Source organism: Algoriphagus marinus (genome assembly GCF_001936475.1).
Classification (GTDB): Bacteria; Bacteroidota; Bacteroidia; order Cytophagales; family Cyclobacteriaceae; genus Algoriphagus; species Algoriphagus marinus.
In genome coordinates this window covers 319,039-342,385 of sequence record NZ_MSPQ01000001.1, presented here as the reverse complement: position 1 = coordinate 342,385, position 23,347 = coordinate 319,039, and the positions used below count along the sequence as shown (strand labels likewise).

Below are 23,347 nucleotides of genomic sequence, written 5' to 3'. Positions count from 1 at the left end.
TTCTAAAAATCAAAAGTGAATACTGCAAAGCCGAGCTCATCTTCAACATTGACATAAGACCAGAGCTTGCCGTCTTTGAAGAAGGAGAAGCCTGGTCTTTTAAAATCTACTTCCTGTTCATAGAGTTGATTTAGGTCTGTGTCAAAGATCGTAAGGACATTTTTGTAGGTGACCGAATCACCTATCATGTGGTCTAAATCTCTAGTAAATCTAACTACTCTATCGCTTTTGTCGTCGTATAAAAAAGTCCCAAAATCCACCTCCTTTTCGGCTTCGGAGGCAATTTCAAGCATTTCTTCAAAGGTATTTCCAGTATTCTTTTCACTTACTTTTTTTGCATTTGAAGTCAGTTCAGATTGGAAGACTTTATGCGTCAGCAATCCAGTACCCAGCTCATATAGGTATGCTTCATTAAAATTGTGGGAGGAGATAATCAGTTTATTTTTAAGGGGGTAAATATCAATCATTTCATTGCTTTGAGATTGAAGTTTACCATCTTCAATAAATCTGCGAACATATTGGTTACTCCTCTCAAATAGATCTAAAGGCACTTTTTTCAGATCCATAGTGGCTAACTCCACGATTACAATCCCGGTATTTGCCTTTTGAAAACCTTGTTCCCCGTAAGGTGCAAAATACTTGCTCCCGTCCTCTGATACCAAAAAACTAAACTTGAGTTCCTCGATTTCTTCCAAACCATCCCCTCCAAACTCCGCTGTAGCAAACTGGAAAATAGTCAATGAATCTTTTTGCTTATTTAGTTTTCGAAGATCCGAGAAACCGAAAATAAATAGCTCTCCCGAATTTGTTTCTTGGATGCTTGACGCATATTTACCTATGCCCAGAGGCCCTTCTTTTTCAAACGAAATCCGATCGCGGATAACTAGCTGATCTAGGTCTATGATATCTAGTTCAGCCTTTCTTGAGTTAAAGTTAAAAAGGGTTTTTTTATCCAAAGAGATCGCTAGTCTGTTGGCAAAAAGAATACTATCTCCCGGATCGACCAAAACAGTATCCACAGTATAGCTCAGACTTTTAATCTTACGGTCGAAATACCCTTTTTCAGAAACACCTTTTTCCCCGCAGGAGGCAAAAGCAATTAGAAAGAGAATGGGTAGTAGTTTTCTCATAGTTTCTAAAAATCCAAAGTGAAAACAGCGAATCCCAACTCATCTTCGACATTGACATAAGACCAGAGCTTGCCGTCTTTGAAGAAGGGATATTCTGGCACTTGGGAGATTTCGGTCAATTCCTTCTCTCCTATCAAATTAAACTCTTGATCGTAAGCATACATAAATACTTGACTTGCTTTTATACCAAATGAACCCTCTATGGCGAGCGGTTTTCCGGAAAACCGAAAATAATGTTGGCTAGTTTCGTCCCAAATAAGTCCACTAAAATTGACTGCCATGTTAAACTTTTTCATCTCCTCCTCATATGCTTCCATAGACTCTACCTTCGTCTGAAGTTGTTGGTCATTATTGACCGGACTCAACCGATGAACAAAGGAATGGTAGGTTAAGGAATCGGATTGTGGGTCAAAAATGTAGAATGAACTGGTTGAGGGACTAGAAATCATGATTTGATCATTCAGATCTTTCAGGTAGATGTACTCCTGATACGAATAGCCACCCATATACACTACCTTCAGATCTAAGACCCAGTCCAACTCAGAAATTGGAAATGTAATTAATTTGGATTCTACTAAATTGATTTTCGCCAAGGATCGAGTTCCTACAAATCGTGTCCCAGGTAGAGAAAAGAGATTTTTTTGATTCTTAGATAAGATAACTCCATTATCTAATTCGTCTAAGTCCGAAGCTATTGGAAGTGAGGGAATGGAGAGGTCTTTAATTTTTGTTCCTGAGGTATCGAAAATCCCCAGTTTTTGGTAAAAGGTAATTAAGAGTTGTTGGTTTTCCAGAGGTTTAACTGAAAATACAACATCGCTAATTCCATTCGGGCCTTCGACTTCAAAATCATAAGATTTTTCCCAAGACAAGGTTTCTAAACTGATTTGCTGCACCTGACTTAGATCGGGATTATACAGCAATACAAACTCTCGATCATCTGAAACCAAATGACCACTATATCCCCTTCTCAGATTAAAGAGTTCTCCTTTTGAATCTACCATAAGCGTATCGATAGATAGAGAAAGATTCTCCAGGATATTAGAATTAGTGATCTCCTCCTCCTTTTCAGAACAAGAGAAAATTGTAAGCGCCAAAAGTAAAACAAGGAGGAATCTCATCGGCGTTAAAAATCAAAAGTGAATACCGCAAATCCCAACTCATCCTCCACATTGACATAGGACCAGAGCTTGCCATCTTTGAAGAAGGGATTTTCGGGAATTTTAGTTATTTCTTCCAGTTGGGTCTCGCCGATCAGGTTTAGTTCTGAATCAAAAGCAGAGAAATACACTTCATTTTTTGTACTGAGCTCAGAAGAATTACTCGGGATTGCGATAGAGCTGAAGCGATAAAACCGATTCGATTCCTCATCCCAAAGCAGTTCGTAAAACCTAACTTCAGAGTTCATTATCTCTATTTGTTCATTCATCGCACCTTCAGAACTGACCTCGTTTTTGATTTCTTTGGTCTTTTCTTTAGCTGTCAGCGTAAGTGGAAATGAAAAGTAATCTAGCCTGTTTCCAACAGGTTCGAAGCGGTAAATGCCATCATGTACGGGTGTAGTAATATAGATTTTGGAATCAATAGCTTGAACAGTCAACACCTGCGCCCAATTTATTCTAAATCCATCCTTCTCTAAGACAATTCTATACTCGTTAGTTCTGTCCATTTCTGGTAAGTCGATCACTTTTGAGCTTTTTTCATCCAAGTTGATAAAAATAAGATTGAACACCGGTTCGGAAGAATGAGTCTCCAAGAAGTATCCCATATTATTTTTCTCGGTATAGGTAAACTGAATTAAGTTATCTCCTTGGGATTGGCTTTCGTCAATCAAGTCATTCAACTTATAGTCAAAGGGAGGAATTAGCTCACCAGCCTTCGAAAACCTACCTATCCTTTGCTGGCCACTAAAAATAAAATCACCATTGCTTAATGGAGCTATTGTTCTCCCGTACACTTCAACACCATTAGGGCCTTCCCTTTCAAAGGAATAGCTGCCAGTGAGTGCTAACTGATCCAAATCAACTTCTTTAAGTTGCATGCTGGAAATATCATATTTGTAAAAAAGGCGGTGATCTGGACTTAAAAAAGAAAAGAGACTCCCTAATTTTAGGTTTATGAACTCGTCTCCTGAATCTACGACCACGGTATCTACCGAGTAAGTCAAATTCTCTAAGATATTTTCTGATTTAACTTCTTCGGAATTGCCTTTTTTTCCGCAAGAGGCTAAAGCAATCACGAATAGAATAGGGATTAGTTTTCTCATAGTTTCTAAAAATCAAAAGTGAATACCGCAAATCCCAACTCATCCTCCACATTGACATAGGACCAGAGCTTGCCGTCTTTGAAGAAGGCACTGGATGGCACTTTATCCAAGTCTGGGATTTCGGTCTCTCCGATCAGGTTAAGATTTTCATCAAAAGCAAAAAGAAAAACCTGGGCTTTTAATGGAGCTTCTTTGTCCTCCCTTGGTAGGTAAATTCTCCCAAAGCGGTAAAAATGGTTGGTTTCCTCATCGAAAAGCAGCTTATCAAAGCCAATCTGGCCACGGGCTTTTTCCATTTCTGCCTGGAATTGATCCTGAGATGAAACTTTATTGTTTATCGGGATTTCCTTTTCATTTGGAACTAGAGAAAAGTCAAACTCAAAAAGCTGCAAAGAATCCTGACCTGCCTCAAAGCGGTAGATGGAATTGGTTGTGCCTCCTGAAAGAAAGCTTCTCCTATTTGCTGTAAAAAGAGCTCCTCCACGTAAACAGACATCATTTCATCCGATTGGAGTAGGATGTGATATTCACCGACCTTGTCAAGAGCGGGGATGGGAATGACATTACCGCTTTTGCTTTCTAAGTTGATTTTTGCCAGCTGATTAGTCCCCTCCATAAAATCTCCGGGAAGAGAATACATCCATTTCTTATCTGGAGAAAACTGAATTTGATTCGTCAAATTATATTGCGCATTTTCACTCAAACCTTCTACCTGAATATCTCCAGGCTTCAGTGTCAGATCCAGTACTTTTTCCCCTTTTTTATTAAAAATACCAGTGCTTTGGAAGTTGGAAAACAGGAATTCCTCTCCTGGAAGATAGCGTGAAGTCGAGATATAATTTGCACCAATGCCGTTTGGTCCCTCCTTTTCGAAGGGAAGCTGTTCTTCAAGAATCAACTTATCCAGATTAATTTTATTCATCTGACCAGTCACCTCATCAAATAGATAAAAATAGGTTTTGGATTTATCTAAGGAACCGCTGCGCACACCCTGTGAAAGATTGATGATTTCCTCACCAGGATTTACGACCAGCGTATCGGTAGTAAAACTGAAGTTTTCCAGAATATTTTGGGAGCCGCTATTTTCAGCAGTATCGCTTTCTCCGCAGGAGAATAGACAACTCAAAAAAAATGGTAGTAATGGGAAAAGGCCTTGGTTTTTCATAGATCGTTCATTTAGCTCCCTAAACTAAATGATTTCTACAAAAACGTAGGATTCGTACTGTTAAATAATTTTAAATTAAACTACAGCTTCCAAAAGACTTCGAAAGGCTAATGCTTTTTCTCCGTATCGAGCTTGGGTTTCGTAGCGAAGCGCATTGGCAAAGCGATTTTCGTATTCGATCAGTTTGGCGGTAGATTCTGCAAAAAATTGAATACTATAATTCGTAAAACCATCGGCTGTACTGTTCATCAAACGATAAAACTTATGATCGAAAAACATTCCTGTGGCGAAAATAGCCGGGATATGATCTGCTTTCATCCAAGTGACAAAGTCATCTTCGATGTCAGTGGCAACAGTAAAGGTGATATTATAGAGAATCATACCCATGGATTTTGATTGAAATTTACTTTTTTTGCCAACAATTGTAGCGAGGCAAAGTTAGGAATCCCAAACTGAAATCTTCAATTTCCCGCCGCGTATTCTCCAAATACCTATGCATAAAGTACTGACAGAAGAAATTCCTGAACGAAACACGAAGCTTCTGATTGCCAAAATAGTGGTAATCGCCCTTCATGTAGTTGGGATTATCGGCTTGAGTATACCTGAATATCGTGACCTTTTTCTTCGACTGACGCCCTTGCAGTTACTGACTTCATTGTTTTTGATTTTGGCTTTTCACAGAGGCTGGTCAGATGTGTTTCCGATTTTTGCAGCAGCAGCTTTTTGGATTGGTTTCGGTTCGGAGCTGATTGGGATTCATACAGGATATCTCTATGGGGACTATGTCTATGGGCCTACTTTGGGACCACAGCTTTGGGAAGTCCCGATTATCATCGGAGTAAACTGGTTTATTTTAGTCTATCTGACCGGTACGATTTTTCATAAAGTACCGAATGATTACTACGCGGCTTTATTGGGCGCTACTGCAATGACGGCCATCGATTATATCATGGAGCCGGTGGCTGTAGCTCTGGACATGTGGTATTGGAAGTTTGAGATTATTCCATTGAGTAATTATGCAGGATGGTTTGGGGTTGCATTTTTGATTCACCTGATTTTTAGGAAAGCTAAATTTCAAAAAGGGAATGAACTAGCCAACATTTTACTCCTATGTATGATCTTGTTTTTTGCGGCTTTAAATTTCACTTTAACGATATAGTTTGGTTTAGTGATTGATAAACAAAACATAAGGAAAGAAGGATTATAACAAAAATCACTCGCAAGAGGTTGTATAGCAGATGATCGAAGCAATAGGATTTATCGCATTAGGTTTTGCCCTGATGGAAGTATTTGGATGGGCAATCCACAAGTATATCATGCATGGGCCACTTTGGTCGATTCATAAGACACATCATCAACCTTCGAAGTACTTCTTCGAATTGAATGACTTGTTTTCATTACTGTTTGGAAGTATAGCAGTGATATTGATTATAAAAGGAGTGGCCGAGCTTGACTATCGCTTTTGGATGGGAATAGGCATCAGTTTGTACGGTATGCTGTATTTCTTTCTTCATGATGTGTTGATTCATCGCAGGATGAAATGGTTTCAAAAGCCGAAAAATGGGTTCTTAAAAGGAATCTTTAGAGCTCATCAGGCTCATCATCGTACCAATGAAAAAGATGATGCTGTGTCATTTGGCTTATTTGTAGTACCCAAGGAATATTTTAAAGAAAAAGACTAGTGAGCACATATTCTATAAAAGATCTGGAGCAATTGTCGGGTATCAAAGCACATACGCTTAGAATCTGGGAACAACGATACAATTTGTTAAGTCCAAAAAGGACTGATACAAATATTCGTTTTTACGATGATGATGATTTGAAATTGATCTTAAACGTGGCCTTGTTAAATGACAACGGTTTTAAGATTAGCAAAATCGCATCCATGGATAGACCCGAGATGCGAGAGGAAGTGATGAAACTTACCGAACGCTCTCTGACTCATGATGATCAGATTCATGCTTTGACCATCTGTATGATAGAAATGGATGAAGAGCGATTTGAAAAAATCCTGTCTTCTAATATCATCAAGCTTGGTTTCGAGCAGACCATGATGAATATTATTTATCCGTTCATGTCAAAAATAGGAGTGCTTTGGCAAACTGGTGCTATAAATCCTGCACAAGAGCACTTTATCTCCAATCTGGTAAGACAAAAATTAATCGTCGCAATAGACGGACAGGTGCTGGCAGCAAATGGTAAAAAGTTTTTGCTGTTTCTTCCAGAAGGGGAGCTTCATGAGATTTCGATCTTATTTGCGACATTTTTGATTAAAAATAAAGGTCATAAAGTGATCTATCTTGGTCAAAACACACCAAATGAGGATCTCAGCCAAGTGTATGATATTCATCGTCCTGAATTCATGATGACTGTGATTACCACCTCTCCAGCTGTTGAGTATGTAGAAGAATACCTTAATGGCTTGTCAAAGCGATTTGCAAATGCAGAAATCTTGGTGACAGGATATCAGGTGATTGGTCAGGACTTAAAGTTTCCTGCCAACGTCAGACAATTAAACTACATTAAGGATATTAAAGATTTCCTGGAAGAGCTGGAAGCAGTACCTCTGGAGAAATAGTTTATACTTATTGAGACTATCTTAAACAAAAGCACTTTTCGAAAAGTGCTTTTTTTTTGCCTTCCAGATTGTTGTTGTTGCCGTTTATGGAGCAAATAGGCTGTTTTGTATTTTTTGTTTAATAAAAATGAAAAATAATTCAACAAAACATTTGGATTTTGTTTAAGCCTTGCTACATTTGATTAAACAAAAACCAAAAGCCATGACGACTCTAGAATTTAGCTACTCATTAAACCAGTTATCCAGTACACTGAAACCTTTTGCGTTGAAGTTGACTCGTGATATGGATGACGCCAATGATCTATTACAAGATACTATGGTGAAAGCCTTCACAAATAAAGACAAGTTTACTGAAGGTACTAACCTTAAAGCTTGGCTTTACACCATTATGAAAAATACCTTTATCACTAACTATCAGCGTATGGTGAGAAGAGGAACATTCGTAGATACTACAGATAACCTTCACTATATCAACTCAAGTGGGTCATTGGTAGAGAATGGTGTCTTTGGTAATTTCACTATGGATGATATCAATGAAGCTATCGATAACCTGGATGATGTATACAAGACTCCTTTCATGATGCATTTCAGAGGTTTCAAATATCATGAGATTGCAGACAAGCTTCAGATTCCTATTGGAACTGTTAAAAATAGAATTCATATTGCTCGTAAGTTTTTGAAAGAAGACCTAATGGTTTACAAGCATAATAATTAATAAATGAGTAAAAAACATGTCGTGGTTATCGGTTCTGGCTTTGCCGGATTATCCGCAGCCACACATCTCGCAGCAAATAGTTGTTCAGTCACCCTTCTAGAAAAAAATGAATCCCCAGGTGGAAGAGCTCGTAAGTTCGAACATCAGGGGTTTGTTTTTGATATGGGTCCCAGCTGGTATTGGATGCCGGATGTTTTTGATACCTATTTCTCCCACTTTGATAAAAAGGTTTCAGATTATTATGATCTAATTCGTCTGGATCCTTCCTATGCTGTTATTTATGGGGAAGAGGATACACTGAATATCCCTGCAAATCTGGATGAATTCAAAGCTATGCTTGAAAAGATCGAACCTGGTGCAGGCATTCAGCTCGATAAATTTTTAGAGCAGGCGAAATATAAATATGAAGTAGGGATTCATGATTTGGTTCAAAAACCGAGTCGTTCTCTTTTCGAATTCACTTCTCCGGGATTACTTGTTGATATGCTTCGAATGGATATATTTCAATCCATGTCAAAGCATGTTCGGAAGTTTTTCAAGTCGGATAAAATCATCCGATTAATGGAATTCCCTGTTCTTTTCTTGGGAGAAACTGCTGATAATATTCCAGCTCTTTATAGTTTGATGAATTATGCCGACATCGCGCTGGGTACTTGGTATCCAAAAGGAGGTATGCATGAGATCATCAAAGGCATGGTCAAACTTGCCGAAGAAAAAGGGGTAAAAATCCGATATAATTCAGAGGTGGAGGAAATCGAAATCCTGAATGGCGTTGCTCATACGGTTCGGTTGAAATCCGGCGAGCGAATCAAAGCTGACATTGTAGTCGCTGGGGCAGATTATCATCATGTGGATCGACATCTTGTCAATCCAAAATACAGCAATTACTCTGAGGAGTATTGGGATAAGCGTGTGATGGCTCCATCCAGTTTGCTATTCTACCTTGGAGTGAATAAGCGATTGAAGAACCTTCGCCATCATAATTTATTCTTTGATGAGCCATTAGGACCTCATGCTGATGCAATCTATAAGAATCCACGCTGGCCGGAGAAGCCATTGTTCTATGCCTCTGTTCCTTCGATTACAGATCCGACTGTTGCGCCTGAGGGAATGGAAAATCTATTCTTGTTGATTCCGCTTGCGCCAGATTTGGAGGATTCGGAAGAAATGCGGGAGAAGTATTTTGATATTATCATGGAGCGATTGGAGCGCATCTCAGGCCAAGAAATTCGTTCGCATGTGGTTTATAAAAGATCTTATGCTCACAGTGATTTCAAATCTGATTATCATGCATTCAAAGGGAATGCGTATGGTTTGGCAAATACACTGACCCAGACAGCGATATTGAAACCTTCCTTAAAAAATAAAAAAGTAAAAAACCTCTACTACACAGGACAGCTTACCGTGCCCGGTCCAGGGGTTCCTCCATCACTTATTTCAGGATATGTGGTAGCCAAAGAGGTGCTTAAAGAAAACAATTCGTAAATAAAAAGGTACCTTCAGTATATGAATGCGATTGAGCTTTTTGATCAGACCACTCTGGAGTGCAGTAGATTGATCACCCAGCGGTATAGCACCAGCTTTACTTTGGGAATTAAAACACTGGACAAGAAGTTTCATCTTCCCATCTATGCGATTTATGGTTTTGTCCGTTATGCGGATGAGATTGTGGATACCTTTCATGATCAAGATAAAGCTGGCCTTTTGGCCAGATTCAAAAAAGATACCTACGAGGCGATCGAGACTAAGCTTTCTTTGAATCCCGTACTTCATGCTTTTCAGTTAATTGTCAATCAGTATAAAATTGATCTCGATCTAATTGAAGCCTTCCTGCATAGTATGGAGATGGACCTTGACTATCAGCTCTACAATGACAGTAAGTATCAAGAATATATCTATGGTTCTGCTGAGGTAGTTGGATTAATGTGCTTGAAAGTTTTTGTGGAAGGAGATCAGAAGATGTACGATCAGCTAAAAAGTCCTGCTTGTAAGTTGGGTGCAGCCTTTCAAAAAGTGAATTTTCTGAGAGACATAAAAAGCGATTACGAGGAAAGAGGTAGAGTTTATTTCCCTGGAGTTGATTTTAATCAATTTGATAAATCAGCGAAAAGTCTGATCGAGGAAGATATTCAGAAGGATTTCAATGATTCATTGGTAGGAATTGCCGGATTGCCGGCTGGAGCAAAACTTGGTGTAAAAGTCGCATATCTGTATTATCAAAAACTGTTTGATAAAATCAAAAGCCTCCCGCCTGAAACGATAATTCAGGAGCGAATCCGAATCCCAAACTCAAAAAAAATCACCTTGCTTCTAGGAACATATTTTGGCAATAAATTGGGAATCAGCTGAGCATGGAAAAGTTCCTTTATTTATCTCTGAACCTATTTGCTATTTCATACCCTTTGGCGAGATCATTTGAGTCTAGGGTAAAATACTCCAAGCAATGGTACGCCCTCTTCCCTGCAATTCTTATCACTGGGGTCATATTTCTAATTTGGGATCATTACTTCACGCTTTGGGGTGTTTGGGAATTTAATCCGAGGTATAATCTAGGCTACTCGTTTTTTGGGCTGCCTTTAGAGGAATGGTTGTTTTTTCTTACGGTGCCTTATGCCTGTATATTTATCTACGAGGTACTGATTTACTTTTTCCCCAAAGACATATTCAAGCCTGCAGGTAAACCTCTTGTTTTCGTTTTAGTCCCATTACTAATTGGCTTTGGATTTTTGCATTTAGACAAAATGTACACTTCGGTAAATGCTTTTTTTGCTGCGGCTGTGCTGATCCTTCATTTTGTAATCTTTGGAGACAAATATTTAGGAAGATTCATATTTGCATACCTAGTGGTTCTAATCCCATTTTTCCTTTGCAATGGAATCCTGACCGGTGGAATGACTGAGGAACCGGTGGTAATTTATAACAATTCTGAAAATCTGGGAATCCGAATTTGGACCGTTCCTATTGAAGACACGGTATATAACCTTTCGCTTTTACTGTTGAATATCAGTATATTCGAATTCATTCGAAGCCGTAAAACATTTCATTCATCCAAAAGTTTATAGGCTATGAAAAACCTTCAAGTATCAATTGATGATCATTCTGGATTCTGCTTTGGAGTAGTCTACGCTATTGAAATGGCGGAGGAAATTCTTGATGAGCAAGGCTACCTTTATTGCTTAGGAGATATCGTTCACAATGATGAGGAGGTTAGTCGCTTAACTCGAAAAGGTCTAAGAATTATTGATCATACTGAGCTTCATGAATTGAAAAACGAGCGGGTTTTGATCCGCGCACATGGTGAGCCACCTTCCACCTATGAGTTATCTATAAAAAACAATCTTACGCTAATAGACGCCAGTTGCCCAGTAGTTCTAAAGCTTCAAAATCGAATCAAAAACTCCTTTGACAAGGATGAAACGATCTACATCTACGGCAAGCATGGGCATGCAGAGGTAATCGGTCTATTGGGTCAGACTAGTAACAAAGCGGTTGTATTTCAGGATATTTCCGAGCTTGATTTGCCAAGTCTTCCAAAAAATATTACGCTATACAGCCAGACCACCAAGAGCACAGATAAATTCTATGAGATCAATGAGATACTTAGACAAAACGGGATCACTGTAAATACGAATGATACTATCTGTCGACAAGTATCCAATCGAGACAAGGAGCTAAGAGCTTTTGCAGAGAAATTTGATAAAATCATTTTTGTCAGTGGCACCAAGTCCTCGAATGGGAAAGTGCTCTACAATGTCTGCAAAGAGAAAAATGAAAACACCTATTTCGTATCAAATGCTGATCAAATCGAAGACGCTTGGTTTGAGCAAAATGATAAAGTAGGAATCTGCGGGGCAACATCTACGCCGATGTGGCTTATGGAGCAAGTAAAGGAGCGAATCCTTACTTTCTAAGAAAACATTCCGAACTTACATTCATGAATTCGGCAGTATCAAAATCTTCCATCGATCCGAAGGGAATCCTTATTGCGATTACGATCATTGTGATCTGGTCAGTATCACTTTTTCTGCTCCTCCAAATGGAAGTTTCCTGGAAAAATCCGCTGGTTTATTTAGGGATTTTACTTCAAACGCATCTCTATACCGGATTATTTATCACTGCCCATGACGCCATGCATGGCTTGGTCTCCTCGAATAAAAAGGTCAACCATGCACTTGGCTGGTTTTCGGCAATTCTCTTTTCCTATAATTTTTACTGGAAGCTTTTTCCTAAACATCACGAACACCATCGCTATGTAGCAACAGATAAGGATCCTGATTACCATGCTTCTGATAATTTCATAGTCTGGTATTTTAGCTTTGTCAAGCAATATGTTACCATTTGGCAGATCTTATTGATGGCAGTGACTTTCAATATTTTGAAGCTTTTTCTACCTACAGAAAATTTGATTCTTTTTTGGATGCTACCAGCTGTGCTTTCCACACTTCAGTTATTCTACTTCGGAACTTATCTCCCGCATAAAGGGGAAAGCGATAATTCACATCACTCAAATAGCCAATCTAAAAATCACCTTTGGGCTTTTATTTCCTGTTACTTTTTTGGGTACCACTATGAGCATCATGACTCGCCAGGTACTCCATGGTGGAGACTTTGGCGAGAAAAAGAGAAACAAACGGCATAATTCCGTTGATTTTTGTCAATATCTACTAAATCTGGAAACCTTTTGAGTAGTAATTGTTTTTCTAGGTATCAATTATTCCATATGAGAAAACATCTACTTACTCTATTTCTTGCACTTTTTTCAATTCAGACATTTTCCCAGGGAATTATCAGTGGGAGAATTTTCAATCCGGTAAACAATGAGCCGGTGCCGTTCGCTAATGTTTTGGTATTGGAAACGGAGTTTGGTGCAATTTCCAATGAAGACGGATTTTATGAAATAAAGAATGTCCCGCCGGGATTATACAATGTGCGAGCAAGCTTTGTAGGATATAAGACAGCTACAGCTTACGAAGTGCAAGTGACCTTGGCTCGTCCGGTGCAATTGGATTTTGAACTGCAAGAAGACGCCTCGGAACTTAGTGAGGTGGTAGTAAGCTCAGAGTTTTCAAGGTCGGAAGAGACTCCTCTATCGGTGAGAAAGTTGAATTCAAATGAGATCGAACGCTATCCAGGTGGAAACAGGGACATTTCCAGAGTTATCCAATCATTGCCAGGAGTAGCCAGTACCGCTAGTTTTAGAAATGACATCATCATCCGAGGTGGAGCGCCAAACGAAAACAAGTTTTTTGTGGATGAGATTGAAGTACCTGTCATCAACCACTTCGCTACGCAAGGGTCTTCTGGAGGGCCAGTTGGGATTCTCAATGTGAATCTCATCAAAAATGTGGATTTGATTGCTGGTGGTTTTCCGGCCAATCGTATGGATGCAATGAGTTCATTTTTCGAGTTTACTTTGAAAGAAGGCCGTCGGGATAAAATGGCTACTCAGTTGACTCTGGGTGCATCGGAACTCACCTTATCCAACGAGGGTCCTATTGGCGAAAAAACCACTTATCTGGTTTCTGCGAGGCGTTCGTATTTACAAGGACTTTTCAGATTGATTGGCTTGCCGTTCCTTCCTACCTTCAATGATTTTCAGGTGAAAACCACCACCAAGCTTAATGATAAAACGGAATTGACTTTTATCGGAGTAGGGGCAATCGATAATTTTGTCTTGAATCAGGATGTACCTGATGATGAGACTCCTGATGAGCGGGCAGATAGACTTTATTTACTGGATGTCCTGCCCATTCAAAATCAGTGGAATTATGCCACTGGATTAAAGTTGAAACGCTTCCGAGAAAATGGCTTTTGGACTTTTATTTTGAGCAGGAATATGCTTAATAATGAATCGTTTAAATACGCCGGAAATGACGAAAGCAACGAGGCCAATTTGCTGTTTAGGTATGTTTCTCAAGAATCTGAAAATAAATTTAGGGCTGAGAACAGTATTTTTGGAAAAGGATATACTCTCAAATACGGGGTTAACTATCAATATTCCAGGTATTTCATCAACAACTTTGACCGGTCTACCTTAGCAGCCTCCGGTCAGATCATTGATATAGAGTCAACATCCAATTTTAATCAGTATGGAGCCTTTATCTCAGGATCAAAGAATTTTAGTAATGACAGGTTATTAGTCACCGGTGGAATAAGAATGGATGGTGCTGACTTTGCAGAAACAGCTTCCAATCCCTTGAATCAAATCAGTCCACGGGTATCTTTTTCCTACCAGCTAAAGCCGAATCTATATGCCACCGCAAATGCCGGAATCTATTATCAGAAGCCGGCCTATACTGTTCTTGGATTCCAAGATAATGATGGTGTGCTGGTAAATCAGGAAAATGATGTACGTTTTATTCGAAACTCTCAGTTAATAGCGGGCATTGAGTTTTTGGTTCCGGAGAAAAACCGAAGATTTACCGCTGAAGCATTTTACAAGCGTTACAATAATTACCCTTCTTCAATTCGTAATGGAATAGCCTTGGCAAATTTAGGCGCTGATTTTGGAGTCATTGGAAATGAGCCTGTCGAATCAAATGCTGAAGGGAAAGCCTATGGAATTGAGTTTTTGGCACAGCAGCGACTCTTTAATAATTTTTATGGTATCGCCGCATTGACTTTGGTGAGAAGTGAATTCACCAATCCGAATACCGAGGGATTTGTACCTTCTTCTTGGGATAATCGATTTATAGTCAGCTTGACAGCCGGCAAGCGATTTGGGAAAAATTGGGAAATTGGAGCTAGATGGAGATTTCTTGGCGGTACGCCATATACTCCATACGATGTCGAAGAGTCTTCCTTGATCAGTAACTGGGATTTGAGAGGTCAGCCGATATTGGATTTTACACAAATCAATGCGATTAGATTACCTGCCTTTCACCAGCTAGACTTGCGGATCGATAAGAAATATTTCTTCGAGAACTGGAATTTAAACTGGTATGTGGATATCCAAAATGTTTATAACTTCCAAGCAGAGCAACCACCCTTGCTAGTGCCAGTTCGGGATGATGCAGGAAATATTTTGGTAGACCCCAACGACCCGAGCAGATATCAGTTGCGCTTTCTAGAGAATACAGCTGGATCACTTTTACCAACAGTTGGGATAATTGTTGAGTTTTAAAGATTTTCTAATTCTGAAAGAAGCTTTATGATTCGTTCTGTTTTTCCGGCAATGGAGCTCGTAGCATAAATATATTCAACCCATTTCTTCTGATCTTCTTTAGAGAGGTTTCGAAAAAGTTGATACTTGCCGGGGTCATCCTTGAGACAGTCAATCAATTCTTGAGGAGCTTCTGATGGAATTTCGTCACGTAGTAATTTCAAATGGACTCGATCGCCGGCTTCTTTCTTGATTATTGTTCTAATAGATTTGGCCACTGGAATGAAAAGTGAGCCATCTCCCATAGGCATGAGATGTTTTCCTTCGAAAGTGAAAGAGTCTATTGATCCGGATACTTTCAGCATCCCAAATGCTTTCCCGGAAGGGAAAATAGAGATTGGGAGTTTGATAAAAGTCCAACCTCCCTTCCCAGGAAATCTTTCCATAAAAAACTCACCCGATACGATCTGTTCCATAAAAAAGCCGACTAATCTAGACTAGTCGGCTCCAAGTTATGGATTAATAGATTATTTAATTTAGTCTCCAACGCACATTTAGGCCAAATCCAGCTCGAAATTCAGTTTCTTCGATCAAGAATAAATAGGGTCTAAAGTCCAGTCCAATCGTGATTGGAACATCTGCGAATGCATACTCAGCACCCACTTCACCTGCAGCCCCAAAACGGAAGTCGTCTCCAAGATAAATCGCTGGACCAAATCCTGCATACCATTGCAAATCTGTATCGGGAATATCATCATAGATTGGATTCCAAAGTGCATCGATTCCCAATCCATTTCCTCCAAAACTGACATCAGCATGGATTCTGCTAAAGTCACCCAGTGCAAAAACCCCATCGATGGCGACATTATTACCATAGAAATCACCAAACCGAATACCGACTTCCTGCGCCCGTAGTTCAAAATTTCCTGCTGCAAAGAGGAGAATAACAATTGAAAGAATCTTTAAATGTTTCATAAATTAATTTTTGGTTGCTCAAATTTAGGACTTAGTGTCCGATCTGGATAGAAAATTTTTATGAATTATCCCTGCAAGAGCTGCGCCAACAATCGGAGCGAGCCAGAATAACCACAGCTGTTGTAAATAAATTCCTCCAGCAAATATAGCCTGAGAAGTACTCCTGGCAGGATTTACAGAAGTATTTGTCACGGGAATACTTATTAGGTGAATCAATACCAAACCCAAGCCAATAGCTATTCCTGCAAAACCTGCAGGCGCTTCCGGATAAGTGGACCCGAGAATAATCATCAAAAACATAAATGTCATCACGATTTCAGTGATTAAGGCAGCAGTCATATTATAACCATCAGGAGAGGCCTCTCCATAGCCATTAGACGCAAATCCACCGATCTCCGCTCCGGCTTTTCCTGTGACAATAAAATAAAGGATACTTGCCCCGGCTAATCCTCCTAAAACCTGGGCGATGATGTATCCTATTACATCTTTACCTTCAAATCTTCCTCCCGTCCAAAGCCCAATGGTTACCGCAGGATTCAGGTGACAACCTGAAATATGGCCTATTGCATACGCCATAGTCAATATTGTAAGTCCGAAGGCAAGCGAAACCCCTACAAATCCAATTCCTAGCTCAGGATAGCCAGCTGCTAAGACCGCACTGCCACAACCTCCTAGCACCAGCCAGAACGTTCCGATAAATTCTGCTACAAGTTTTTTCATTTTGATTAAGGTTAAATTGGTTAATCCTATCAAAATAAAAATTAAACCTTGATTTTTAGAATATTAAAGTTGATTATTTGGCATATATTGATTGAATCGGAACAATTGATTTAGATTAATTAGGTGAAATTAATTCGTTAAATATTTAGAATGATTCAGTTTTCAAAATCTCATGTCCTATTCTCAATACTTCCTTTACCAATAGATCCATGTCTTCAAAGCGAGTCCGTTGGTTGACATTGGCAATTCGAAATGTATATTTTCCATTTAGAATAGTAGAGCTTGGAGATGCGATTCCTGACTCTTGAAGTCGAAGTAAAATTTCCCTGTTCAACTCCTTAAGTTGCTCCTCAGAAAAACCAGGTTCAATCCTTCTAAAACAGGTTATGCTCATCGAAACAGGGGCAGTCAATTCCAGAAGAGGTTCAGATTTTACCAGTTCTGCTAAGTATTCAGCCTGGCGGTTATTCTGAGCGATCATCTTTCGATACTTTTCCAGACCATGCTCTTTGAGTGACATCCATACTTTCAATGCCTTGAATCCCCTTGATAGCTCAAATCCATAATTATTGATCGAGTCTAACCCTCCTGCAAGTCCTCTGCTCTCCTGAAGGAGATAATTAGGATTGACGGCAAAGGAATCTCGGTGTTTTTTCTTGTCCCGGATCAGCGTACAACCGACCTCATAAGGTACATAAAGCCATTTGTGAAGATCAAAAGCTAAACTGTCAGCTTCTTCGATTGCCTTTAATCTATCGGAATAAATGGGGTCCAGCTTGCAAAGCGCACCGTAAGCTCCATCGACATGAAACCATAAATCGTACTTTTTGCTGAGTGAAAGAAGCTTCTCCATGGGATCAATCGCACCGGTATTTACAGTTCCGGAAGTTCCTACAATGCAAAAGGGGGTAAATCCTTCAGATATATCCATGCGAATTTGATCTTCCAATTCATCTGTCAGCATCTCAAAATGCTTATTCACTCCGATTTTTCGTACTGCATCTGTTCCTAGACCGATGATCTCTGCTGCTTTTTGAATGCAGCTATGTGTTTCGACTGAGCAGTAGATTAGTAGCTTTTCAGCGGTTTGCTGCAATCCTTTTTTTCTTATCTCACGATCTCTGAAAGAGTTTCTAGCCACGGTCAGTGCAGTGATATTTGCCATACTTCCTCCACTTACCAGTATGCCGGAAGAATTTTCCGGAAACCCCATGATTTCCTTACACCAGCTCACCACTTGTTGATCTACATACATGGGAGCATGCTCCCCAATGGCCACATTTGGATTCATTCCTGATGCGAGTAGATCTCCCCAAACTCCCATGGGATTCCCAGTCCCTTGAATCCAGGCAAAAAACCTAGGATGAACATTTCCCTTGTTGTAAGGGAAAATAGTTGTTTTGAATTGTTCGTAAACTTGGGCTGGAGCTAAACCCTGTTTTGGAACAACAGTATCAAATGTTGATTTTATCTCCTCTGGGATGGGTTTCCAAGTTGGTTCTTCGCGGATCCCTTGCCAATAATTGACTAAATCATCGATCATTTGATGACCCAAAGCTCTTATTTCATCCCAATTCTCCGGATCCAAAGTATGGTTTTCGTGTTTTTTTTCGGTCATAGTTGGGATTATTTAGTCTTTGGAAGGTATCAACCGAAGGCTATAAAGTTCGCCTACACCTTCTGGAGAAATATTTTTAGCGAATAAATCCAATCTGGTTTTCCCCATTTTTAAGTCAATTTTTCCAATTGGAATCTGTTTCCAGGTTTTTTCAGGAGCTTCTTTTCTCGGGATTCGATCAGGGCTGGGAATCAATTTTCCTTCATAAGCTTCCCTAATTTCAAAGGTAATTTCTTCTCCTGACTGCTGTAAAATGAGTTCCGATCCGATTTGTTCTTTGCTCGCACTGTACTCAAGAATAACATCATAATTACCTGGGTTGATTACATCGAGATTCCAGGAAATTCTGTCATCCGGATTTTTCCAGTTTGTCAACCAATCCTGGGCCCAGCCATGTCCTTCATAGAATTTGATTCCTCCGGAAAATGTCGCCTCGTAACCGGCCAATAAGATTTGTGGAGCCTCATTGGAAATCGGAATAGGTCTGTCAAGATTGATATCCGAACTCACATCTTCCCACCAAGTCCTGTAATCAGCTTTCAAATCAGCAGTTATTTCTGGTTGGCTTTCAGCTAAATTTTGGGTTTGGTTTGGGTCATTTTTCAAATCGTATAATTCTACTCCTTCCTTCAAAAGGACCAAAAGCATGGAATCCTTCCGGATTGCTCCAGGTTCTGCGGTAATCTCTTGCTGTGGGAAAGCAACTTGTGAATAAATCGCCCGGTTGATTTCCTGAACTTCGCCTCTTAGCGTTGGAGCCAGACTTACTCCGTCAAGTTTTTTCTTTTCGACAAACTCAAGCCCAAGCAATTCGACCAAAGTGGGCAGAATGTCAATATGTGCTCCAGAAACCTTCCTCAAACCAGGACTTATTTTCTCAGGCCATTTCCAAAAAGATGGTACCCGCACTCGCCCTTCGTGAACACTTCCTTTGATGCCTTTCATATCGGCGTTGTATCGATTCCCATTTGGACCATTATCAGTCAAGAAGATGATCAGCGTGTTTTCTTCAAGACCCATCTCCTTCACTTTGGCTAATAAGCGACCAATATTTGAATCAATATTACTAACCATCCCATGTATAGCGGCCAATTCATTTGAAAGTCCTTGTTTTTTGTAAGGGTCAAAATACTTGTCGGGTACTTGGTGCGGACTATGTGGAGTATTGTAGGGGAGGTAGGTGAAAAAGGGCTTCGACTGATTTTTTTCTATAAAAGCGATTGCCTCGTCGGTCAGTATATCCGGAAGGTATCCTTCGACTTTCTGCGTTTTTTTGTCTTTTTCCAGCTGGGTGTCAAAATAATTAGACCAGTGCCCTGCCAAAAATCCTGTGAATTCATCAAAACCCTGAGCTAATGGATGATTGGGATAATGTTGCCCGTTATGCCATTTGCCAAACATGCCTGTGGAAAAGCCATTAGCCTTGAAAAGCTCCGCTAGCGTGTATTCTGAAGCATCCATAACTTCTAATCCATTTGAAACGGATATGGTACCAGTCCGCAAATGATAGCGTCCGGTCAGAATACTCGCTCGAGTAGGTGCACAAAGAGGGCTTACATAGAAACGATCAAACCGTGCAGATTCCCTACCCAGTTGATCCAAAACAGGGGTATTTATAGCTGTATTTCCATGAATTCCTAAGTCTCCGTAGCCTTGGTCATCAGTAAGAATAAGGATGACGTTGGGCTTCTTTTCTGGAGATTTTGCTTCACAGGCAAAAAAGAAAATCAAAAGAAAATAGACAGAGCTTCGAAGAAGAAAATTGATCACTGAGGTGAGGAGCTAGGTTATTTTTTAAAGATAAAATAAACGGCTATGATCGAAAAGATAGCTCCGATTAAATGATCCAAATAAAACCGTTCTAATCCTCTTTTGGTTGCTCAGCAATATTTTTTAGATGGCTGATGAATTTTCCCTTTTTTCTCCATTTCAAATAAAGCCGGAAAGAGGTGGGGTGGATTTTTAAGCGTTCCAAAATACGGTGGAACGGAGCCCCTATAATTCTTCTGAATAGGGTATGAGGTGATTTGAACACTAAATAATTATAATCTCCGGCTGCTTTTAAAGCTGCCTTTTCCAGAAGGTCTGATTTTAATTCCAAGGTGTTTAATCTTGGGAAAAAATAATCATGCTCATAACTTGAATTTTCAGTGTAAAACCCCTTTCGTTCAGCGCTATGTATAATTATTAAACCTATTTTTTTTGGAAAATGAAAGCTGATATTTTGTGTGTATGCCCGGAAAAGCCACTCCTGAGATGGAGTGACAAAGACATCTTTCTCCATTTTCCATAATTCTATTTTCTCAGGGACAGAGCTGTGAATAAACCAAGTAGAGGCAATGCTAAAAATATGGGGCGAAAATTTCCCTTTGGGGTGCACTGCATACATCTCGGCTGCAAAAGAATTCGTTTCCAGCTCCTGTTGAGTTGAGGGAGAAATTTTTATTCCTGGAACAACCATAAACTCCGCCCCAGATTTTTGCATTTCTTCAACACAGCTACTGAGATGATCCTTGAAAAAAAGATCATCCTGATTGAGAAAAGTAATGTACTCACCCTTTACTTTTCCCAAGGCTACATTCGTTGGCTTCGCTTGCTGCCCACTATTTTCGTCCAAATTGGTAAAGGATATTCTCGAGTCACCAAAATTCCGCACCACAGCCTCGGTGTCATCGGTGCAGCAATCTCCTACGATAATCATTTCCCAGTTTTGAAAATCCGAATCCAATACGCTTTGTATGGCATAGCGAAGCACATAACTGGAGTTGTAAGTAGCTACAATGATTGAAATCAGTGGGTTTTCCAAAATCTTTAGAATAATGTCTTTCCAGAAATCTGATTCGCAATACTGACTGCCAGCAAAGGAATAATTGTGTATTTGCCAGTATTGACAGTATGGTAATTGCCGAACGAACGCATTCCTACCTCAAATCTAGTATGGAGTCTCGAATCAGCTAAATCCACATCCTGATTGCCATGTGCATAGATTACTCCACCTACTGGGCTGATATCTTCCCGCTTGAATTTTAAATTTCGCAAAGAAGGAATACGTAAAGCGATTTCCTCCAAACTTTTCTCGAATACATCCATCCGCTCTGCTGTAGAATATTGATTGTCCCATTCGGGAGCTCGATAATCTTCAGACCAGCCAGTTCGGCCGATTGGATACCAAGACATAAACATTCCCCGGTCTCTGAAATTCACAGTGTCACCAAAGGGGCCTTGCACAATTGTCAAGGATGGTAAATCTTCATTTTTTAAAGGAATAAACACCTTGTTCCCGAACTTGTACCGATGCGACCACTTTTGGGGAGGTTCGATACCCATGGTTTTATCTATGGCAAGAAGTCCATTCCAAGTGGCATTGATGACCTCAGGATAGACTTCAGCAGCGGGGTTTTGGTCGTGGGTAAAATGAACCTTCAATCCATTTCCTTGATCCGAAACGGCTGTGATCATGGTATTTAAAAACAGATTAATTTGTGGATGTGCCAGTACTGCTTCGGTAAGCTTTTCGGAGATGATTCTAGGCTCAACTGCATATTCTGTTGTTTTGAAAATTGCCTCCATGTATTCAGGATTGGCAACAGATTCTATTTCCGAATCTGAAAGTCTGGAAATCTCGAGCGACTCGAAGAGATCCAGATAATCTTTTTTGAAATGATCCCTAGCTTCTTTAAAATAGTTGCTACACCGCTTGTAATGAACAGCTACCTCTTCAGGCGACATCAGGGAACCTTTATGCACGCCATAGTAAAATGGTGTAGAAATAATTTCCTCCGGATTGATTTCAATCCATCGTTTGAGGTAAGTGATGAAATGGAGTGCTCCATTGATCATCTCCTTTGCAGTATGAAGCTCCTTGTCCAAAGCGTAAATAAGGCCTAAGTGGATTTTCCCTTCTTGGACATAGCTTGCTTTTTTGACTGGAGCAGAATGCTCTTCATATAAATCTACCTGATAGCCTCGATTGGCTAGTTCTAAGGCGGTACAAACGCCAAGTCCACCTGCTCCAAGAATTGCTATTCTTTTTTTTGGCGCATTATTATTCATAATTCCTCTTAATCGTTAATCCAGTATAATCCTCCTGATAGCCACAAAGACTAAAATCAAACATGAATATGCTATGAAAAATGGAATAATGTATGCCTCCAAATTAAAAGACAACATAATTGCCATGATGAGAAGTTGAAAACCCAGCCCGAACGTTGAAAGCATAGTCATAAACCATCTGGGAAATGGCTCACTATTCATTGCATTTCGGTCGAGGTGATAGATCGTCTTGTCAAAAGAAATGTAGAGTAGGTCATAGATCTTATAAAACCGGTTGACAGTACTTTGTTTTTCTCCTTCCATGGCAATGGGTGCTACGTCCTCAAAGATCCGGCTGGTCTGGTCACCATTTACCGAATTTCTAAGAATGACATAGTAGTAATTATACAGCGTTCCTTGCAATTGTACCCCAATAAAAGCGAGTAGCATGTACCCTATTTTGCCGTCGGTAATATGCCAAAACGCAAGAAAAAAGAGGAAATTCAGGATTATATCAGCGATGGAATCATAGTACCTTCCAATATAAGATGGGGTATTTTTTATTCGTGAAAGCTCCCCATCTGCAGCATCTAAAATAGACTTCAGAATCAGAAAAAATGCCGCTGCTGCATAAAACTGAAGCAAGATACAGGCTATCGCTAGAGCTCCTGAAAGAATAAACCAAGTGGTGACTTGAATGGGTGTCACCGAGGTGTTTTTTAGTGCATTGGCAATCCATCTTGCACTTGGTCTTCCGTAATCTGATAAATCAAGGAACTGGTACGCTTCTGGTAATTTGGACATGAATGGTCTTTTATCAGGGCTATTTGACGTCCACTTGCAATGGCAAACCAGCCCTTCAATTAGATTTGGGGAAATTGACCTGCGAAGATACGATTAATTTAAGGAGGGAGTAAAAATCCGTAGGTTTCCCACAACGTCTTGCTACATGGCCAGCAAGCGAATTTCGTAATGCTAAACTGCCTAAGTACTGAAATGCTTCTTTTGGCTAGTCCCTTTAATGCTTTCCTCCTTCTTTTCTATCG

Annotated in this window: 24 protein-coding genes; 10 read left to right on the top strand and 14 right to left on the bottom strand. The window is 39.9% G+C overall.

Features of this window, described 5'->3' with window-relative positions:
• Positions 1-2 precede the first annotated feature (2 nt).
• From BVC88_RS01445 to BVC88_RS01420, 6 genes are all read right to left on the bottom strand, one after another.
• Complete coding sequence (locus BVC88_RS01445) at positions 3-1,130, bottom strand: DUF4221 family protein (RefSeq protein WP_075348859.1); 1,128 nt, start codon at positions 1,128-1,130, stop codon at positions 3-5.
• A 5-nt stretch (positions 1,131-1,135) separates the two neighbouring features.
• Positions 1,136-2,251: a DUF4221 family protein gene (locus BVC88_RS01440; RefSeq protein ID WP_075348858.1), complete on the bottom strand. Its 1,116-nt coding sequence runs from the start codon at positions 2,249-2,251 to the stop codon at positions 1,136-1,138.
• A gap of 5 nt (positions 2,252-2,256) precedes the next feature.
• A complete protein-coding gene (locus BVC88_RS01435; RefSeq protein ID WP_075348857.1) occupies positions 2,257-3,396 on the bottom strand; it encodes a DUF4221 family protein in 1,140 nt (379 codons plus the stop codon).
• Between the two features lie 5 nt (positions 3,397-3,401).
• On the bottom strand, positions 3,402-3,818 hold the full coding sequence (locus tag BVC88_RS21655; RefSeq protein WP_083638977.1) for a DUF4221 family protein: 417 nt from the start codon (positions 3,816-3,818) through the stop codon (positions 3,402-3,404).
• On the bottom strand, positions 3,758-4,561 hold the full coding sequence (locus BVC88_RS01425) for a DUF4221 family protein (protein ID WP_075348855.1): 804 nt from the start codon (positions 4,559-4,561) through the stop codon (positions 3,758-3,760). Before BVC88_RS01425 ends, BVC88_RS21655 begins: the two co-directional genes overlap by 61 nt.
• 75 nt (positions 4,562-4,636) lie before the next feature.
• Entirely contained in the window at positions 4,637-4,942 is a 306-nt protein-coding gene (locus tag BVC88_RS01420; protein ID WP_075349418.1) for a DUF4286 family protein, read from the bottom strand.
• A gap of 112 nt (positions 4,943-5,054) precedes the next feature.
• Here BVC88_RS01420 and BVC88_RS01415 point away from each other — a divergent pair, with 112 nt between their 5' ends.
• The 10 genes from BVC88_RS01415 to BVC88_RS01370 all read left to right on the top strand — a co-directional run bounded on the left by BVC88_RS01415 (position 5,055) and on the right by BVC88_RS01370 (position 14,977).
• Complete coding sequence (locus BVC88_RS01415; RefSeq protein WP_075348854.1) at positions 5,055-5,720, top strand: carotenoid biosynthesis protein; 666 nt, start codon at positions 5,055-5,057, stop codon at positions 5,718-5,720.
• Positions 5,721-5,799: 79 nt separating this feature from the next.
• Positions 5,800-6,243: a sterol desaturase family protein gene (locus BVC88_RS01410; RefSeq protein WP_075348853.1), complete on the top strand. Its 444-nt coding sequence runs from the start codon at positions 5,800-5,802 to the stop codon at positions 6,241-6,243.
• Positions 6,243-7,139, top strand: a complete 897-nt coding sequence (locus tag BVC88_RS01405) for a MerR family transcriptional regulator (RefSeq protein ID WP_075348852.1) — start codon at positions 6,243-6,245, stop codon at positions 7,137-7,139. The genes BVC88_RS01410 and BVC88_RS01405 overlap by 1 nt, the downstream gene beginning before the upstream one ends.
• A 202-nt stretch (positions 7,140-7,341) precedes the next feature.
• Positions 7,342-7,854 (top strand): RNA polymerase sigma factor, encoded by a 513-nt coding sequence (locus tag BVC88_RS01400; RefSeq protein ID WP_075348851.1) that lies wholly within the window; start codon positions 7,342-7,344, stop codon positions 7,852-7,854.
• 3 nt (positions 7,855-7,857) lie between these two features.
• Positions 7,858-9,339, top strand: a complete 1,482-nt coding sequence (locus BVC88_RS01395) for a phytoene desaturase family protein (protein WP_075348850.1) — start codon at positions 7,858-7,860, stop codon at positions 9,337-9,339.
• A 21-nt stretch (positions 9,340-9,360) separates the two neighbouring features.
• Positions 9,361-10,203, top strand: coding sequence for a phytoene/squalene synthase family protein (locus BVC88_RS01390; RefSeq protein ID WP_075348849.1), 843 nt, complete (start codon positions 9,361-9,363; stop codon positions 10,201-10,203).
• Between the two features lie 2 nt (positions 10,204-10,205).
• Positions 10,206-10,916: a lycopene cyclase domain-containing protein gene (locus BVC88_RS01385; RefSeq protein ID WP_075348848.1), complete on the top strand. Its 711-nt coding sequence runs from the start codon at positions 10,206-10,208 to the stop codon at positions 10,914-10,916.
• A 3-nt stretch (positions 10,917-10,919) separates the two neighbouring features.
• The gene (locus BVC88_RS01380) at positions 10,920-11,765 is read left to right on the top strand and encodes a 4-hydroxy-3-methylbut-2-enyl diphosphate reductase (RefSeq protein ID WP_075348847.1); all 846 of its coding nucleotides are present in this window, start codon (positions 10,920-10,922) and stop codon (positions 11,763-11,765) included.
• Between the two features lie 23 nt (positions 11,766-11,788).
• Positions 11,789-12,493 carry a fatty acid desaturase gene (locus BVC88_RS01375; RefSeq protein WP_075348846.1) on the top strand — a complete coding sequence of 235 codons (705 nt, stop codon included), beginning with the start codon at positions 11,789-11,791 and terminating at the stop codon, positions 12,491-12,493.
• Between the two features lie 81 nt (positions 12,494-12,574).
• The gene (locus tag BVC88_RS01370) at positions 12,575-14,977 is read left to right on the top strand and encodes a TonB-dependent receptor (RefSeq protein ID WP_075348845.1); all 2,403 of its coding nucleotides are present in this window, start codon (positions 12,575-12,577) and stop codon (positions 14,975-14,977) included.
• On the opposite strand, the gene BVC88_RS01365 is transcribed toward BVC88_RS01370, so the two are convergent.
• From BVC88_RS01365 to BVC88_RS01330, 8 genes are all read right to left on the bottom strand, one after another.
• Positions 14,974-15,432: a DUF1905 domain-containing protein gene (locus BVC88_RS01365; RefSeq protein ID WP_075348844.1), complete on the bottom strand. Its 459-nt coding sequence runs from the start codon at positions 15,430-15,432 to the stop codon at positions 14,974-14,976. The genes BVC88_RS01370 and BVC88_RS01365 overlap by 4 nt on opposite strands.
• Positions 15,433-15,487: 55 nt before the next feature.
• Complete coding sequence (locus BVC88_RS01360) at positions 15,488-15,931, bottom strand: outer membrane insertion C- signal (protein ID WP_075348843.1); 444 nt, start codon at positions 15,929-15,931, stop codon at positions 15,488-15,490.
• A 24-nt stretch (positions 15,932-15,955) separates the two neighbouring features.
• Entirely contained in the window at positions 15,956-16,651 is a 696-nt protein-coding gene (gene aqpZ, locus BVC88_RS01355) for an aquaporin Z (protein ID WP_075348842.1), read from the bottom strand.
• 145 nt (positions 16,652-16,796) lie between these two features.
• A complete protein-coding gene (locus BVC88_RS01350) occupies positions 16,797-18,269 on the bottom strand; it encodes a pyridoxal phosphate-dependent decarboxylase family protein (protein ID WP_075348841.1) in 1,473 nt (490 codons plus the stop codon).
• A gap of 12 nt (positions 18,270-18,281) precedes the next feature.
• Positions 18,282-20,039: an arylsulfatase gene (locus BVC88_RS01345; protein ID WP_083638976.1), complete on the bottom strand. Its 1,758-nt coding sequence runs from the start codon at positions 20,037-20,039 to the stop codon at positions 18,282-18,284.
• A 91-nt stretch (positions 20,040-20,130) separates the two neighbouring features.
• The gene (locus BVC88_RS01340; protein ID WP_075348840.1) at positions 20,131-21,075 is read right to left on the bottom strand and encodes a glycosyltransferase family 2 protein; all 945 of its coding nucleotides are present in this window, start codon (positions 21,073-21,075) and stop codon (positions 20,131-20,133) included.
• A gap of 5 nt (positions 21,076-21,080) precedes the next feature.
• Positions 21,081-22,322: an FAD-dependent oxidoreductase gene (locus BVC88_RS01335; protein WP_075348839.1), complete on the bottom strand. Its 1,242-nt coding sequence runs from the start codon at positions 22,320-22,322 to the stop codon at positions 21,081-21,083.
• A gap of 15 nt (positions 22,323-22,337) precedes the next feature.
• Positions 22,338-23,105 carry a CDP-alcohol phosphatidyltransferase family protein gene (locus tag BVC88_RS01330; RefSeq protein WP_075348838.1) on the bottom strand — a complete coding sequence of 256 codons (768 nt, stop codon included), beginning with the start codon at positions 23,103-23,105 and terminating at the stop codon, positions 22,338-22,340.
• Between the last annotated feature and the right edge of the window lie 242 nt (positions 23,106-23,347).